Source organism: Allobosea sp. OK403, assembly GCF_900113835.1.
Taxonomy (GTDB): domain Bacteria; phylum Pseudomonadota; class Alphaproteobacteria; order Rhizobiales; family Beijerinckiaceae; genus Allobosea.
The window spans coordinates 644,705-659,527 of the sequence record NZ_FOQV01000003.1; the positions used below are offsets into that span (position 1 = coordinate 644,705).

A 14,823-nucleotide genomic window follows, 5' to 3' on the forward strand; every position below is an offset into this window, starting at 1 on the left:
CGCCGGTGAAGACGGCCATGAGCCGAACGTTTGACGCCGGATGTACGCGCAGCCGTTCAGGACATGGCCGTTGGTTCTTCCAGGGCCCGTAGCGGATATCCGCTGCGGGTCTTTTCGTATCAGCCCCGCAGGAACTCGTTGTTGAGGCGCTCCTCGCCGAGCGTGCTCGCCGGGCCATGGCCGGGCAGGAACTGGACGTCGTCGCCGAGCGGCAGGAGCTTGGCCTTGATGCCGGCGATCAGCGTCTCGTGGCTGCCATAGGGAAAATCGGTGCGGCCGACCGAGCCGGCGAAGAGCGTGTCGCCCGCCAGCAGGAAGCGCAGATCCTTCTGGAAGAAGGTGACATGGCCCGGCGTATGACCCGGTACATGCGCGACGGAGAAGGCGACCTCCCCGACCGCAACCTCATCGCCCTCGGTGAGCCAGCGCGTCGGCGTCACCGGCCTGATGCCGCGCATGTCGAAGCGCAGGCCCGAAGCCGGCAGATCATCGAGCAGGAACTTGTCCGCCTCATGGGGACCGATGACCGGCACCGACAAGACGTCGGCGAGATCGGCCGCGCCGCCGGCATGGTCGATATGGCCATGCGTCAGCCAGATCGCGACGGGCGTCACCGAAAGCTCGCCCAAGGCGCGCTGGATTTGCGGCACATCGCCACCGGGATCGACGATCGCAGCCTGCATCGTCTTGGTGCACCAGACGATCGAGCAATTCTGCTGGAAAGGTGTCACCGGCACGACGGCGATGCTGAGCGGGGCGGTCGTATCGCTGGTCATCCATCACCTCGTGGCTGCTCAAATCAAAAACCCAGCGGTGACATATCGCAGAGCCGCAGCGCGACGGCCATACTCCAAATGCCGCCTTGCCCAAACCCATTCGCCACGGTGCGATTCGAGGGCAAGGCGATTACGAGAGGAATTGGGATGCACGCTGAGGCACCGGGCCGGTCGCAGCCACAGCATTTTAGCAAAAGCAGCTAAGTTTCCGGCTATCCGATAGGGCAGGCTATCCGCCATGGTACGAGATTGCACAGAACGGGATTATCGCGCTCGGGTGGCCCGTGCGGTTGCGGCCATAATCGGCAATCCGATGGCCGACCTGCATCTCGACGACCTAGCGCGCCTCGCGCATTTCTCGCCTTTTCATTTTCACCGCGTCTACGCCGGCGTGGTGGGTGAGACGGTAACCGCCACGCTTCGTCGCGTCCGGCTGGCTCTCGCGACGCGCCTCCTGACCAGCTCCGATGACAGTGTCACGCAAGTGGCACTGACTGTCGGCTATGACAGTCCGCAGGCCTTCACCCGCGCCTTTCACCGGTTCACCGGGCAGTCGCCGCGTGCATTCCGGCAGCAGATGAGGCGCGCGATCCTCACTGTCGACGGGGCGGCCGACAACAATGGCGACGACGCAGCCAGGCCGACCGTGACGATCGTCGAGCAACCGACGCAACGGTTGCAAGCGCTGCGACATGTCGGGTCGTTCGCGACCATTCCTCACACGCATCGGCAGCTGCGTCTGCATGCCGGCACGCGAGCCATCTCGGAGAAATGGGGCGCCTCCTTCGGCAATCCCCGATACGCCGACCGTTTCAGATACTACGCTGCCATCGCTTCGCCCGATCCTTGGCCAGAAGGTTCCGAAGTCGAAACGCTTGAGATTCCCGGCGGCCGCTATGCCGTGCATCGGCTGGTGGGTCCCTACACCCGCATCAACGCCGCCGCGCAGGCCATCTACACAAGATGGATGCCGGGCAGCGGCTACGAGCCCGACGACCGGCCCACGCTGGAGCATTATCTCGACACCTCGTCGCGCGGGATTGCACCCGCCGCCCTGCGCACCGACCTGTTCATCCCCATCCGCAGAGCGAGCCCGCCATGAATCTCCGCCGCCTGTTCCCCTGCATCGCCCTTTGCCTAGCGGCCTCACTGGCACAGGCAGCCGGGTTCAAAGCCGTCGACATCCCTGCCGAAGGACAGCTCCAACCACTCCAGGGGGCGATCTGGTATCCGTGCGTCCAGCCGAAAAGCGAGGTGCGGCTCGGACCTTTCACCATGTCCGTCAGCATGAACTGCCCGCTCGCGGGTGAGAAGCGTCCGCTCGTCGTGATCTCGCATGGTAGGACCGGCAGCTTCCTGGGACATCGCGATACGGCCGAAGCGCTGGCCGACGCCGGCTTCATCGTCGTCGCCATCAATCACCCCGGCGACACCAGCCGGGACAAGAGCCGAACCGACGAGTTCTCCGTCTTCGTCGAGCGGCCGGCCGACATCAAGCGCGCGGTCGACTATATGCTCGGCTCATGGCCCGATGCGGTCAGAATCGATGCCGAGCGGATCGGATTCTTCGGCTTCTCCCGGGGCGGCTATACCGGGCTCGTCGCCATCGGCGCCAACCCGTATTTCGGCAAGCGCCTGAGGCTCTGCGCGGGCAAGAGCGACCCACTCTGCGAGCAGGTTCACGCGGGAAAGCTTGCTGAGCTCAGTCATGATCCGCGCATCAAGGCGGCCGTCATCGCCGACCCACTCAGCGTCTTCTTTACGGAGGAGAGCTTCAAGAATGTGCGGGCGCCGGTTCAGCTCTGGGGCTCCGAGCGCGGCGGCGACGGCGTGACCCCGGCCAGCGTCGTAGGCATAGCCAACCGGCTGCCGACGAAACCCGATTTCCGCGTCGTGCCGGGCTCCCAGCATTTTTCCTTTCTGCCGCCCTGCCCGGCGGAGCTCGCTCAATCGGCTGCCGATCTCTGCAGCGATCAACCCGGGTTCGACCGGGCCGCTTTCCATGCCGATTTCAACGCCGGCGTGCTCGCCTTCTTCAAGGCGCAGCTCGGCTAGACCCGTTTCCGATCCGATTGGATCGTTCAACAGCTCCAGCTTTTTAGTTTTGCCGCGTTTTCTTCACGCGAACCGGTTTCCACTTCGCTCGAAAACGCTCCAGCCGCCAGAAGTCCGATAGAATCAGCGCTTGCCGCAACGATTGGCGAGCAGCACGCGGTATTCGGCAAGCTCGGTATCCATCAAGCCGACATTCTGTTCGCGCTGGGCGCCGTTCTGGCAGGTCGCGAAGACCGAGCGCGCGCTCTGCAGGAAGCCGACATGCTCGCGCCAGGTCCGGCATTGCGTCGCCTGATCGGCTGTCGCGACCGCCTGCAATCGTGTCAGCTGGCGGCGCAGCGCGCCTTCGTTCTGGAACAGGTCGCGCGAGCAGGTCGCGGGCGCACCCGCCCGCCCCTGCGCCATCGCCTCTCCTGCCGTGGCGAGCACGGCAAACCCGAGGCATGCGGCCGCCAAACCCCTCATCCGAGGTTCAACTCCTTGAAGAAGTCGTTGCCCTTGTCGTCGATGACGATGAAGGCCGGGAAATCCTCGACCTCGATGCGCCAGACCGCCTCCATGCCGAGTTCGGGATATTCCAGGACCTCGACCTTCTTGATGCAGTCCTGCGCGAGCCGCGCGGCGGGGCCGCCGATCGAGCCGAGATAGAAGCCGCCATGCGTCTTGCAGGCTTCCCGAACCGCAGCGGAACGGTTGCCCTTGGCGAGCATCACCATCGAACCGCCGAAGGACTGGAACTGGTCGACGAAGGAATCCATCCGGCCGGCCGTGGTCGGGCCAAACGAGCCCGAGGCCATACCCTCAGGCGTCTTGGCCGGGCCGGCGTAATAGACTGGGTGGTTCTTGAAATAATCGGGCATGCCCTGCCCGGTCTCCAGCCGCTCGCGGATCTTGGCATGGGCCGAATCGCGCGCCACGATGATCGTTCCGGTCAGCGAGAGCCGGGTCTTGACCGGGTATTGCGACAGCGTCTTGAGAATCTCGCTCATCGGCCGGTTGAGATCGACCTTCACAACATCGCCGCCGAGCGAGGCATCCTCGACCTCGGGCAGGTACTTGGCCGGGTTGGTCTCCAGCGCCTCGAGATAGATGCCGTCCCTGGTGATCTTGCCCTTGGCCTGCCGATCGGCCGAGCAGGAGACGCCGAGCCCGATCGGCAGCGAGGCGCCATGGCGCGGCAGGCGGACGACGCGGACGTCATGGCAGAAATACTTGCCGCCGAACTGCGCGCCGACGCCGAGCGACTGCGTCAGCTTGTGGACCTCTTCCTCCATCTCCAGATCGCGGAAGGCGTGACCGGAGGGCGAGCCTTTGGTCGGCAGCGCGTCCAGATATTTCGTCGAGGCGAGCTTGACGGTTTTGAGGTTCTGCTCGGCCGAAGTGCCGCCGATGACGATGGCGAGGTGGTAGGGCGGGCAAGCCGCGGTGCCCAGCGTCAGGATCTTCTCCTTCAAGAACGCCATCATGCGGTCCTTGGTCAGGAGCGAAGGCGTCGCCTGGAACAGGAAGGTCTTGTTGGCGGAGCCGCCACCCTTGGCGACGAAGAGGAATTTGTACGCGTCCTCGCCCTCGGCATAGATGTCGATCTGCGCCGGCAGGTTGGTCGCGGTGTTCTTTTCCTCGAACATCGAGAGCGGGGCGACCTGGGAATAGCGCAGATTGCGCTTGAAATAGGCATCGGCGACGCCTTCGCCGAGCGCCGCCTCGTCATCGCCATCGGTCCAGACCTTGCGGCCCTTCTTGCCCATGATGATTGCCGTGCCGGTATCCTGGCACATCGGCAGTATGCCGCCGGCCGAGATGTTGGCGTTCTTCAGCAGGTCATAGGCGACGAACTTGTCGTTCGAGGTCGCCTCGGGATCGTCGAGGATTTTCGCCAGCTGAGCGAGATGGCCCGGCCGCAGCAGATGATTGATGTCGATGAAGGCCTGCTCGCTGAGTTGGCGGATCGCCTCGCGCGAAACCGTCAGAACCTCGCGATCGCCAAGTTTCTCGACCGAGACCCCTTCGCTGCCCAGCTTGCGATAAGGCGTGGCGTCGTCGCCCAGCGGGAAGAGATCGACATGCGTATAGGCCATGGACGGCGGCTCCGAGGCGGGTTGGGGCGCCACGCTCAGAACCAGCTCAGCGCAACGCCATTGTGCATGGCGTCATAGCGGCTTGGCGCACGCAGTCCAAGCCTAGAGGCTGTTAGGGACTCTGGCTTCAAATGGTTCCAGTCAGGCCGCCTTCGCCGCCGACTCCGCCAGGATCGCGTAGATCGCGGCCGGGTCGCGGGCCTTGCGGATCTGCTCCAGCACGGCATGGTTGCGCAACACGCGGGCAACGCGGGCGAGCGCCTTGAGATGGTCGGCGCCGGCGCCCTCGGGCGCGATCAGCACGAAGATGATGTCGACGGGCTGGCCGTCGAGCGCATCGAAATCGACCGGCTTTTCGGCGCGGGCGAACAGCCCGACCAGCCTGTCGATGCCGGGCATGCGGCCATGCGGAATCGCGATGCCATCGCCGATGCCGGTAGAACCGAGGCGCTCGCGTTGAAGCAGCGCCTCGAAGAGCTCGCGCTCAGGCAAGCCGGTGATCATCGCCGCGTGTTGGGCGAGTTCCTGCAGCGCCTGCTTCTTGCCATTGGCCCGCAGCGGCGAAATCACCGCTGCCGGTGTCAGGAGATCGATCAGCGTCATGCGCCAGTCCATGCATGTCCCGTGCCGGGCCGGAGAGCCGTGCAGCGCGAGTCAGATTTGAAAGCCGGGGAGCCTCCCGCTGGCCTTACGACAGCGACGCCGGGGGGTCGATCCACCCGATATTGCCGTCGCGCCGGCGGTATACGACGTTCATTCGGCCATTGCCAGCATGGCGGAAGATGACGACGGGCGCGCCGGTCAAATCGAGTTCAGCGACAGCGTCGCCAACCGTCATGACATGGAAGGATTTGGTGGTTTCGGCCACGATAACCGGGTGATCTCCGGCCATATCGAGCTCGATCTCCTCGAGATCGTCGTCCGGCGCCGCGATCACATAGCTGGGGATTTCGATGCCGGCGTCGCGGCCATTGGTCGAAGCCGAGCGGTCCTTCAATCGACGCTTGTAACGACGCAGCCGTTTCTCGATGCGTTCGGCCATCTTGTCGAGGCTGGCATAGGCGTCATGCGCCGTACCCGAGGCCTCGAGCGTGATCCCGGATGACAGATGCAGCACGCCGTCGGTCTTGAACGCCGTGCCGTCCTTGGCGACGGTGACGTGACCTTGATAGCCGCCCTCATAATATTTGCTGAGTGCGGCCGCGACGCGGGCCTCGGCCTGGCCGCGAAGGGCCTCGCCGACATCGAGATTCTTGCCGGAGATTCGCAAGCTCATGGAGTGCTTCCCCTTATTTAGCCATGGCCAGTAGCCGGCCATCTCTAGGAGGTAAGAACGGGGTCACGGGGATGTCAATGCGTCAGCCGGCTTTCATGACCGGCATGTCCATACGGACGGGCGAGACAGAAAATGTGCACGGAATCGCCGCCCCCGAATGGAAGAATGATCCAGCCTGACACGGCGGTCTCATCCTGGGACGCAATTCAACTTGCGTGATGCCGCACCGGGAGTTCACGAACGTGCCAAGGCAAAAAGCCTCGGATGGCGGCTCAGCGGCCGCCCATCGCCATCGCGACCTTCTCGCGGCGGCGCTCCATCGATGAAGGAATGCGCAGCGATTCGCGGTATTTTGCGACGGTACGCCGCGCGATGTCGATGCCACCCGCCTTGAGCTTGGCGACAATGGCATCGTCCGAGAGCACGTCAGCCGGCGTTTCGTCATCGATCATCTGTTTGATGCGGAAGCGCACGGCCTCGGCCGAATGCGCCTCGCCATAGCCGGTCGCGGCGATGGCGGCCGAGAAGAAGTACTTCATCTCGAAAACGCCGCGCGAGCAGATCAGATATTTGTTCGAGGTCACACGCGAGACGGTCGATTCATGCATGCCGATGGCGTCCGCCACCGTCTTGAGGTTCAGCGGCCGCAGATGCTCGACGCCATGGGCGAAGAAGCCGTCCTGCTGGCGCACGATCTCGCTGGCGACCTTCAGGATGGTGCGGGCGCGCTGCTCCAGCGAGCGCGTCAGCCAGTTCGCGGTCTGCAGGCATTCGGCGATGAAGGCCTTGTCCTCATCGCTGCGCGCCGCCCTGGAGACACGGGCGTGATAGGTCTGGTTGATCAGCACGCGCGGCAGGGTGTCGGGATTGAGGTCGACCAGCCAGGAGCCGTCGGGCGCCGAGCGGATGAAGACGTCGGGCACCACCGTCTCGGCTGTCGCGCCGCCGAAACCGCGCCCCGGCTTGGGATCGAGTCGCCGGATCTCGGCGACCATATCGGCGATGTCCTCGTCATCGACGCCGCAGATGCGCTTCAGCGCTGCGAAATCACGCTTGGCGACGAGATGGAGATTGGCCACCAGCGCCTGCATTGCCGGATCGAAACGGTTGCGGTCACGCAGCTGGATCGAGAGGCATTCGCAGACGTCGCGCGCCGCGACGCCTGACGGATCGAAGCCCTGGACGATGCTCAGGACGCCTTCGATGCGCGCCACCGTGATGCCGAGCCGCTCGGCCATCTCCGCGACTGGTTCGCAAAGATAGCCCGAATCATCCACCGCATCGATCAGATGCCGGCCGATGATCCGGTCCGCCGGGTCGGTGATCGCCAGATCGAGCTGGGCGCTGAGATGGTCATGGAGGGACGCCTCCACCGTCAGCCCGCTCTCGAAACCGTCGGGCCCCTCCTCGAAAGACCCACCGGAGCCGCCATAGGCGCCGCCGATGATCGGCAGGGAATCGGCTCCCCGCGTGTCGAGCCGCGCCACGCTGGGCTGCTCACCCTGGAAGACATTGTCGAGCCCGGTACCGAGCCGGTTTTCCATGCCTTCCTGGCTATTCAGGCTCTCCGAGCGGGCAAAGGTCTCGGCATCGACGGCGAGCGGCCCGTCGCCGCCATTGGCGCGCAGAGGCCCCTCGGTCACATCGTCGCGCTCCAGCAACGGATTCCGCTCGAGCTCGCCCTCGACGAAGCTCTGCAGCTCCAGATGCGACAATTGCAGAAGCTTGATCGCCTGCAGCAGTTGCGGCGTCATCACCAGGGACTGGCCCTGGCGCAGCTCCATGCGCGGCATCATCGCCATTGCGCTCGTAACCCTTTCATGCCAGCGCGCCATTTCGGCACGCTTCTTGCCTGTGGCTAGAGCCTAGCGGCGCGAGCGCGGCGCGTCAAAGCCCTTGCCCCAGCATTGAGCAGGGAAGTTAATGCGCTGCAGCATGAAGCCGCGATTGCGGCTGAATCACCCGGTCTCAGCGGCTCAGAGCCGGAAATCCTCGCCCAGATAAACCCGGCGGACATCGGGATTGGCGATGATCTCGGCCGGCGAGCCTTCCGTCAGCACGCGGCCGGAGTGGATGATATAGGCGCGGTCGACGAGGCCGAGCGTCTCGCGGACATTGTGGTCGGTGATCAGCACGCCGATGCCGCGATCGGTCAATTGCCGCACCAGCGCCTGGATGTCGCCGACCGCGATCGGGTCGATGCCGGCGAAAGGCTCGTCGAGCAGGATGAAGGAGGGCTTGCCGGCAAGCGCGCGCGCGATCTCGCAGCGACGCCGCTCGCCACCTGACAGCGCAATCGAAGGCGCCTTGCGCAGCCGGGCGATGTTGAATTCCTCGAGCAGCTGGTCGAGCTGCCGCTCACGCGCCTTTCGGTTGGGCTCGACCACTTCGAGCACGGCGCGGATATTGTCCTCGACGCTCAGGCCCCGGAAAATCGAGGCTTCCTGCGGAAGGTAGCCGATACCGAGCCGGGCGCGCTGGTACATCGGCAAATCGGTGATGTCGTTGCCTTCGAGCGAGATGACGCCGAGATCGGCGGGCACAAGCCCGGTGATCATGTAGAAGATCGTGGTCTTGCCAGCGCCGTTGGGGCCGAGCAGGCCAACGGCCTCGCCCTGGCGCACGAACAGGCTCGCCTCCGAGACGACCGTGCGCCCGCCATAGCTCTTGCGCAGCCCGCTGACGGCGAGCACGCCTGGTCCGCCGATTGCCGCGGCGACCGGCGCGGTGTCAGCCCGCTCGCGTGCGCCGAACAAGCCGCGAATGCGGCCAAACAGGCCCGGCTCGCCGCGCGCCATGACGGCCTGAGAGAGATCGGTTTGCGGCGTGTCGGAAATGGTCACTGCGAGCGCTGGCCTGGTCTGGGAACGGAGAGGGGCCGGCGCCCCGTGAGCGGATCGTTACGAAGCGGTTCTTAGTTCGTCGGCGTGGCGGGGCGCGCACCGCCGGCAGCCGGCTTGGCAGGCGTGGTCTTGCCGGCCTCGTTCTTGCCGCCCTCGCTCGAGTTCGGCACGAAGAAGCCCTGCACGCGGCCGCCGGTGTTGGTCTCGACATTGGCGATGCCGGTGACCGTATTGTAGGTCAGTTTCTCGCCGCGCGTGATGTTGGGACCGTCGTTCAGCGCGACATTGCCGGTCATGATCACGACATTGTGGGCGCGGTCGAAGACCGCATTGTCCGAGGTCGCGGCCTGGGTCTTGGAGACTACCGTGACCGGCCCCTTGCATTCGATGCGCTTGATGCTGCTGTCATTCGCATTGCCGCCGGCCGACGACGCAGCGGCGGGTGCCGCCGCGGGTGCCGGGGTCGAAGCCGTCGCCTTCGCGGCTCCGGCTCCACCCTGCTGGCCGTTGCGCCCCTCGTAGAACACGGTCATTACCGTGCAACGCACCGTCGTTTCGCCCTGCACCGCCACGACATTGCCGGTGAAGACGGCTCGATTCTCCTTGTCGAGCACATCGAGCTTGTCGGCGTCGATCTTGATCGGCTCCTTGCTGTCGCCGCCGAGCCCGCCGAGCGCCGAATCGCCGCCGCCACGGGCCTTCTTGCCCTGCGCCTGGGCGGCCCCGGGGGCCAGCGCGGCGAAGGCAAGCGCGGCAGTCAGGACGAACAGGGCCGTTTTGCCGGCCAGAGCTGTCTTGTCGACCAAGGCAGTCTTGTCGACCAAGGCAGTCTTGCCGATCGTTCCGGGAAGCTTTGACGCTTGGCGCATGTCACTGTCTCGTTTCGGTGTCGGGAAGGCCAGCGGGCGACGCCGCCGCGCCAGGTGCCGGAACAACCTGGCGTGGCGCCAGCAGTTCCGGCGCCGGCGTGCTGCCTTGACGTTCGGGGCCGGCGAGCGTGCCGGCCGGAGCATTCACGATAACCGCACGGACGTGTCCCTGGAAAGCGATCAGCGCACCATTATCCTTCACATCGAGCGTATCGGCATCAATGGTGGTCGTGCCGAGATTGACCTTGACCGGCTCCTTCGAGACCACCGTGCCGCCTTTGAAGTCGATATCGGCGGTGCGCATGTGGATGTCATAGCCGGTTTCGGTGCGGACATGGACATCGTCGACGAGCTGGAGCTTTTCCTTCTGCGTATCGAATAGACCCGTCCGCGAACTCACCGTGACCCAGCCCTCGCGCTCCATCTGGATCCGGGCCGTCAGCGTCATCAGTTCGACCTGCGTCGGGTTGCGGATATCCTGCAAGGCGGCCTCGGCGTTGACTTCGTAGGGCCGGTTATCCTTGCGGTAGCCGGAGAGCTTGGGCGTCTCCATCTTGACCTTGCCGTTCGAGATGCCGACCGCGCCGAGCGACACATTCGCCAGGCCGCGCAACGGATTCAAGAACGGGGCCACGACCAGACCGAGCACCGCGACGACCGCAGTGACCGGGATGGCACGACGCAGCAGGCGCACCAATAGCGTATGCCGGCGCGCCGCCTTGAAGGCAGCCAGCCGGTGGGCAGCGTTCCCCGAGGACGGCCCAGTCCAGTCATTCGATGTCATAGCCACAGTCATGCCCCGCGCAATGGCAGTCGCTAACGGCTTTTTCGTGTCACCAGCCTGGCAGCATCGCGCCCCTCGCGCCGCCTGCTTTGCTCCAGACAGACGCTGGATGACTTAGAATTTGTCAAGTATGCGCGAAGATATCGTTTTCCGCCCAGCCGGCGAGATCGAGCTCGGCGCGATGGGGCAAGAAGCCGAAACAAGCCTGCGCCAGCTCGGTGCGCCCCTCGCGCGCCAGCATCGCATCCAGCCGCGCCTGCAGCGCATGCAGGTGCAGCACGTCGGACGCCGCGTAGGTGAGCTGTGCCTCGCTCAGCGTGTCGGCGCCCCAATCCGAGGATTGCTGCTGCTTCGACAATTCGATTCCCAACAACTCCCGGACCAGATCCTTCAGGCCGTGGCGGTCGGTATAGGTGCGCGTCAGCTTGGAGGCGATCTTGGTGCAATAGATCGGGCCGGTGACGACGCCGAAGGCCTGGCGCAGCACAGCGACGTCGAAGCGGGCGAAATGGAACAGCTTCAGCACCGTGGGATCGGTGAGCAGGCGGATCAGGTTCGCCGGTTTTTCGCCGCCCTTCAGAATCTGCACGACATCGGCGGTGCCGTCACCGCGCGAGAGCTGCACCACGCAGAGCCGGTCGCGATGCGGGTTCAGGCCGAGCGTCTCGGTATCGATCGCGACGCTCGGGCCGGCGACGAAGCCGTCGGGCAGGTCACCACGATGGAAACGGATGGTCATGGCGCAAACCTCGCTCTCGAGCAGGATGCGAAAAAGTGGGAACCGGTTTTTCGCATCAATCCTGCTCTAACTCTTTGATGAGAGACGGATTCAGATTTCAGATGGGATCACTTTGTGATTCCATCTGAAATCATCCGGCTCTCGTGGCGCAAGCGCCCGGTGAAACCTGACTGACGCATTTGCTGCGGCAGCCGCTCCGCAGCTAGCGGCGCGGCGGCCGCCATTCAAGCCTTTTCCGCGTTAACCTTCTATTCACCATAAACTTCCTCCGCCCGCCGATGCATGTCAGAAAAGCAGGATCGGAGCCTCACCATGTCCCTTTTCCGCCTGCTGACCGATTTCGACGGACGTATCGGCCTTAGCCGCTTCTGGCTTGGCAGCGCCCTGGTGGCGCTGATGCTTCTCGCGATCCAACATGGCGCGCCGCACCTCGCCGGGCGACATGCCGACCCGATCATCGCCTTCGCCAATGCCTTTGCCCTGTTTCCCTGGGCCGCGCTGGCTGCCAAGCGCTCGACCGATCGCGGCGGCACGGCGCTGTTTGGCATCCTGCTGGTCTGCGCGATGGTGCTGCCCGGCCAGCTCAGGCCGTTCCTGACATCCTATGTCTGGGGGCCTTCGCTCGACACGATAGCGCTGCTTGCCTGGCTGGTTGCTCTCGTCGATCTGGGGATGCTGCCTTCCGCCCAAGACGACGAGCGGGTTGCGGAGGCCGCGCCCGATGCTAAAGCGAGAGCATGGACCAGCAGCTCGACACACCCCTCCTCACCTTCGACCCAACCGATCCCGTCGCCCTGACGCAGGCGCTGGTGCGCTGCCCGTCGGTGACGCCGGCGGAGGGCGGCGCCTTGTCGCTGCTCGCGGCCGTGCTGGCTTCGGCGGGCTACAGCGTGCACCGTCCCGTCTTCAGCGCGGACGGCATGCCCGATATCGAGAACCTCTATGCCCGCATCGGCACGGAAGGACCCGTCCTCGTCATCGCCGGCCATAGCGATGTCGTGCCGGTCGGCGACACTGAGGCCTGGACGCACGATCCCTTCGGCGGGGAGATCGTCGACGGCGTGCTCTATGGGCGCGGCGCCTGCGACATGAAGGGCGGCCTCGCCGCCATGATTTCTGCCGCCTTGCGCTTCCGCCGCGACAACCCGCAGGCACCCGGCTCGATCGCCTTCCTGATCACCGGCGATGAGGAAGGCCCCGCCATCAACGGCACGGTCAAGCTGCTGGCCTGGGCGCAGAGCCGGGGCGAGCGCTTCGACCACTGCCTGCTCGGCGAGCCGACCAATCCCGCCAGCATGAGTGACATGATCAAGATCGGCCGGCGTGGCTCGCTGACCGGCAAGCTCACGGTCAACGGCAAGCAGGGCCATGTCGGCTACCCCCACCTCGCCGACAATCCGATTCGCGGCATGGTGCGGCTGCTGGCGGCGCTCGACGCGACACCGCTCGATGGCGGCACGACGCATTTCGACCCGAGCAATCTCGAGGTCACGACGCTCGATGTCGGCAATCCCTCGAGCAATGTCGTGCCGGCCCAGGCCAAGGCCGTGTTCAACATCCGCTTCAACGACAGCTGGACCCCGGAGACGCTCGCCGCCAAGATCGAGCAGCGTTTGCGCGAGGCGGCCGGCAACCTGGTGCGGTATGAGCTGGCCTTCCAGCCGACCAACGCTGTCGCCTTCCTGACCGAGCCGGGTCCCTTCGTCGCCATGGTCGCGGATGCGGTCGAGGCCGAGACCGGCAAGCGCCCGGTGCTGTCGACCACCGGCGGCACCTCCGACGCCCGCTTCATCAAGAGCTATTGCCCGGTGGTGGAGTACGGCGTCGTCGGCCAGACCATGCACCAGATCGATGAGCGCGTCGCCATCGCCGACCTGACGGCGCTGGAGCGGATCACGCACAGGCTGCTCGACAGCTATTTTGCACTGCAACATAAACCTTGACCGTCCCGGCCGGCGTGCCAATATGAGCCTTAGACGAAAGTCTAAGGTTGTTTATTGGAGTGTCGGCCATGGCGCTTGCTGCCGATGATGTGGCGCGCTCTCTGCGCGGCTCGTGGCGTCTGATGTCGCAAGGCGCCAAGGCGCTTCCCGAACTCGATTTGTCGAGCGAAGGCTTCCTGCGGTCCTATGGCGCAGCCGTGCTGACGCTGCCAGCCGTGATCGCGGTCCTGGCGGCGGAACGTGCCATGTCGGGCCTGCCCAACGCCGAAGGGCTGTTCCATTCGCCCCCGCTGGTCGTCGCGGTGCTGGCGTCGCAAGCCGCCGCCTTCCTCTGCGTCCCCGGCCTGCTGATCGCGCTCGCCCCGCGCCTGGTACGATCACCCGCTCTCTTCGGCTTCATCATCGCCTGGAACTGGACGGAGATCCTCGCGGCGGGGCTGCTCGCCGTGCCAGCCATGGTCTACGCCATCGGCTGGTCGACGCCGACCATCGCCACGATGCAATGGTTCGGCTTCGCGGTGATCGTCGCCCGCCTGCGTTATGCTGCGGCCAAAGCAACGCTCGGCGCGGAAGGCGGGCTTCCCCTGATGATCGTCTGCGCGAGCTTTCTGGGCCAGTTCGCTGTGGCGAAGCAGCTGGGATTGTGGGGCTTCTAGCGTCAGCGCGCCGCGGCGCGAAAACGCCAATGCGGCACAAGCCTAGTAATCCACGCCCGCCAGATACAGCCCCGAGGGCGGCGCCAGCGCCGCGCATTGCGAGCGGTCGCGCGCAGCCAGGACCTTGCCGAGCTTGTTCTCGGGCCAGCGCCCGGCTCCGACCATCTTCAGGCAGCCGACCATGGAGCGGACCTGATGATGCAGGAAGGAGCGGGCATGGACATAGGCCACGATCTCGGCCCCCTCGCGCCGGACGTCGAAGCGGTCCAGCGTGCGCATCGGGCTGTTGGCCTGGCATTCGGCGGCGCGGAAGGTGGTGAAGTCGTGATGGCCCAGCAGGGCCTTGGCCGAGCGGTCCATCGCCTCGTGGTCGAGCCTGATCGGAACATGCCAGAGCCTGTCGCGATCGAGCGTCGGCTGGGCGCGGCGGTCGAGGATGCGGTAGATGTAATAGCGTCGCTTCGCCGAGATGCGGGCGTCGAAATCGTCGGGCACGATCTCGGCGCTGACGACGGCGACAGGCAGGTGCTTCAGCCGCGCATTGGTCGCGTCGCGCACGACGTCGCTGCGCCAGTCCTTGTCGAGATCGACATGGGCGACCTGATGCGTCGCGTGCACCCCGGCATCGGTGCGGCCGGCGCAATGCAGGCGCACGGCATGACCGCAGAAGCCTTCGATCGATTCCTCGACGCTCTGCTGCACCGACGGCCCGTTGAGCTGGCGCTGCCAACCCGAGAACGGCGTGCCGTCATATTCGATGACGAGCTTGTAGCGCGGCATCAGAATCGAGCGCCCCGCAAACCA

16 protein-coding genes are annotated in these 14,823 nt (G+C 65.2%); 5 read left to right on the top strand and 11 right to left on the bottom strand.

The window, feature by feature from the left end:
* Positions 1 to 119: 119 nt before the first annotated feature.
* Complete coding sequence (locus tag BMZ97_RS14215) at positions 120 to 776, bottom strand: MBL fold metallo-hydrolase (protein ID WP_092170405.1); 657 nt, start codon at positions 774 to 776, stop codon at positions 120 to 122.
* Between the two features lie 313 nt (positions 777 to 1,089).
* On the opposite strand from BMZ97_RS14215, the gene BMZ97_RS14220 reads away from it, so the two are divergent.
* Positions 1,090 to 1,878, top strand: a complete 789-nt coding sequence (locus tag BMZ97_RS14220) for an AraC family transcriptional regulator (RefSeq protein WP_210188255.1) — start codon at positions 1,090 to 1,092, stop codon at positions 1,876 to 1,878.
* Positions 1,875 to 2,831, top strand: a complete 957-nt coding sequence (locus BMZ97_RS14225; RefSeq protein WP_092170410.1) for an alpha/beta hydrolase family protein — start codon at positions 1,875 to 1,877, stop codon at positions 2,829 to 2,831. The genes BMZ97_RS14220 and BMZ97_RS14225 overlap by 4 nt, the downstream gene beginning before the upstream one ends.
* Positions 2,832 to 2,954: 123 nt before the next feature.
* Here the strand turns inward: BMZ97_RS14225 and BMZ97_RS14230 are convergent, their stop codons facing one another.
* From BMZ97_RS14230 to BMZ97_RS14270, 9 genes are all read right to left on the bottom strand, one after another.
* Positions 2,955 to 3,296, bottom strand: a complete 342-nt coding sequence (locus BMZ97_RS14230; RefSeq protein ID WP_139221223.1) for a hypothetical protein — start codon at positions 3,294 to 3,296, stop codon at positions 2,955 to 2,957.
* The gene (locus tag BMZ97_RS14235; RefSeq protein WP_092170415.1) at positions 3,293 to 4,909 is read right to left on the bottom strand and encodes a fumarate hydratase; all 1,617 of its coding nucleotides are present in this window, start codon (positions 4,907 to 4,909) and stop codon (positions 3,293 to 3,295) included. The genes BMZ97_RS14230 and BMZ97_RS14235 overlap by 4 nt, the downstream gene beginning before the upstream one ends.
* 141 nt (positions 4,910 to 5,050) lie before the next feature.
* Positions 5,051 to 5,512: a PTS IIA-like nitrogen regulatory protein PtsN gene (gene ptsN, locus BMZ97_RS14240; RefSeq protein WP_092171438.1), complete on the bottom strand. Its 462-nt coding sequence runs from the start codon at positions 5,510 to 5,512 to the stop codon at positions 5,051 to 5,053.
* A gap of 85 nt (positions 5,513 to 5,597) precedes the next feature.
* On the bottom strand, positions 5,598 to 6,185 hold the full coding sequence (gene raiA / locus BMZ97_RS14245; RefSeq protein ID WP_092170417.1) for a ribosome hibernation-promoting factor, HPF/YfiA family: 588 nt from the start codon (positions 6,183 to 6,185) through the stop codon (positions 5,598 to 5,600).
* Positions 6,186 to 6,457: 272 nt separating this feature from the next.
* Positions 6,458 to 7,987 carry an RNA polymerase factor sigma-54 gene (gene rpoN, locus BMZ97_RS14250; RefSeq protein WP_092170420.1) on the bottom strand — a complete coding sequence of 510 codons (1,530 nt, stop codon included), beginning with the start codon at positions 7,985 to 7,987 and terminating at the stop codon, positions 6,458 to 6,460.
* A 174-nt stretch (positions 7,988 to 8,161) separates the two neighbouring features.
* Positions 8,162 to 8,983: an LPS export ABC transporter ATP-binding protein gene (gene lptB, locus BMZ97_RS14255; RefSeq protein WP_092171441.1), complete on the bottom strand. Its 822-nt coding sequence runs from the start codon at positions 8,981 to 8,983 to the stop codon at positions 8,162 to 8,164.
* Positions 8,984 to 9,099: 116 nt separating this feature from the next.
* Positions 9,100 to 9,897, bottom strand: coding sequence for an LptA/OstA family protein (locus BMZ97_RS14260; RefSeq protein WP_175525559.1), 798 nt, complete (start codon positions 9,895 to 9,897; stop codon positions 9,100 to 9,102).
* Between the two features lies 1 nt (position 9,898).
* Positions 9,899 to 10,681 carry an LPS export ABC transporter periplasmic protein LptC gene (gene lptC / locus BMZ97_RS14265; RefSeq protein ID WP_175525560.1) on the bottom strand — a complete coding sequence of 261 codons (783 nt, stop codon included), beginning with the start codon at positions 10,679 to 10,681 and terminating at the stop codon, positions 9,899 to 9,901.
* A gap of 124 nt (positions 10,682 to 10,805) precedes the next feature.
* Positions 10,806 to 11,420 carry a ribonuclease D gene (locus tag BMZ97_RS14270; RefSeq protein WP_092170428.1) on the bottom strand — a complete coding sequence of 205 codons (615 nt, stop codon included), beginning with the start codon at positions 11,418 to 11,420 and terminating at the stop codon, positions 10,806 to 10,808.
* Between the two features lie 312 nt (positions 11,421 to 11,732).
* Here BMZ97_RS14270 and BMZ97_RS14275 point away from each other — a divergent pair, with 312 nt between their 5' ends.
* From BMZ97_RS14275 to BMZ97_RS14285, 3 genes are all read left to right on the top strand, one after another.
* Positions 11,733 to 12,218 (top strand): DUF805 domain-containing protein, encoded by a 486-nt coding sequence (locus tag BMZ97_RS14275; protein WP_092170431.1) that lies wholly within the window; start codon positions 11,733 to 11,735, stop codon positions 12,216 to 12,218.
* Positions 12,158 to 13,363, top strand: coding sequence for a succinyl-diaminopimelate desuccinylase (dapE, locus tag BMZ97_RS14280; RefSeq protein ID WP_092170433.1), 1,206 nt, complete (start codon positions 12,158 to 12,160; stop codon positions 13,361 to 13,363). The genes BMZ97_RS14275 and dapE overlap by 61 nt, the downstream gene beginning before the upstream one ends.
* Positions 13,364 to 13,431: 68 nt before the next feature.
* Positions 13,432 to 14,019, top strand: coding sequence for a hypothetical protein (locus BMZ97_RS14285; RefSeq protein ID WP_092170436.1), 588 nt, complete (start codon positions 13,432 to 13,434; stop codon positions 14,017 to 14,019).
* A gap of 42 nt (positions 14,020 to 14,061) precedes the next feature.
* Here BMZ97_RS14285 and truA read toward each other — a convergent pair whose 3' ends face one another.
* On the bottom strand, positions 14,062 to 14,799 hold the full coding sequence (gene truA / locus BMZ97_RS14290; RefSeq protein WP_092170439.1) for a tRNA pseudouridine(38-40) synthase TruA: 738 nt from the start codon (positions 14,797 to 14,799) through the stop codon (positions 14,062 to 14,064).
* Positions 14,800 to 14,823 lie beyond the last annotated feature (24 nt).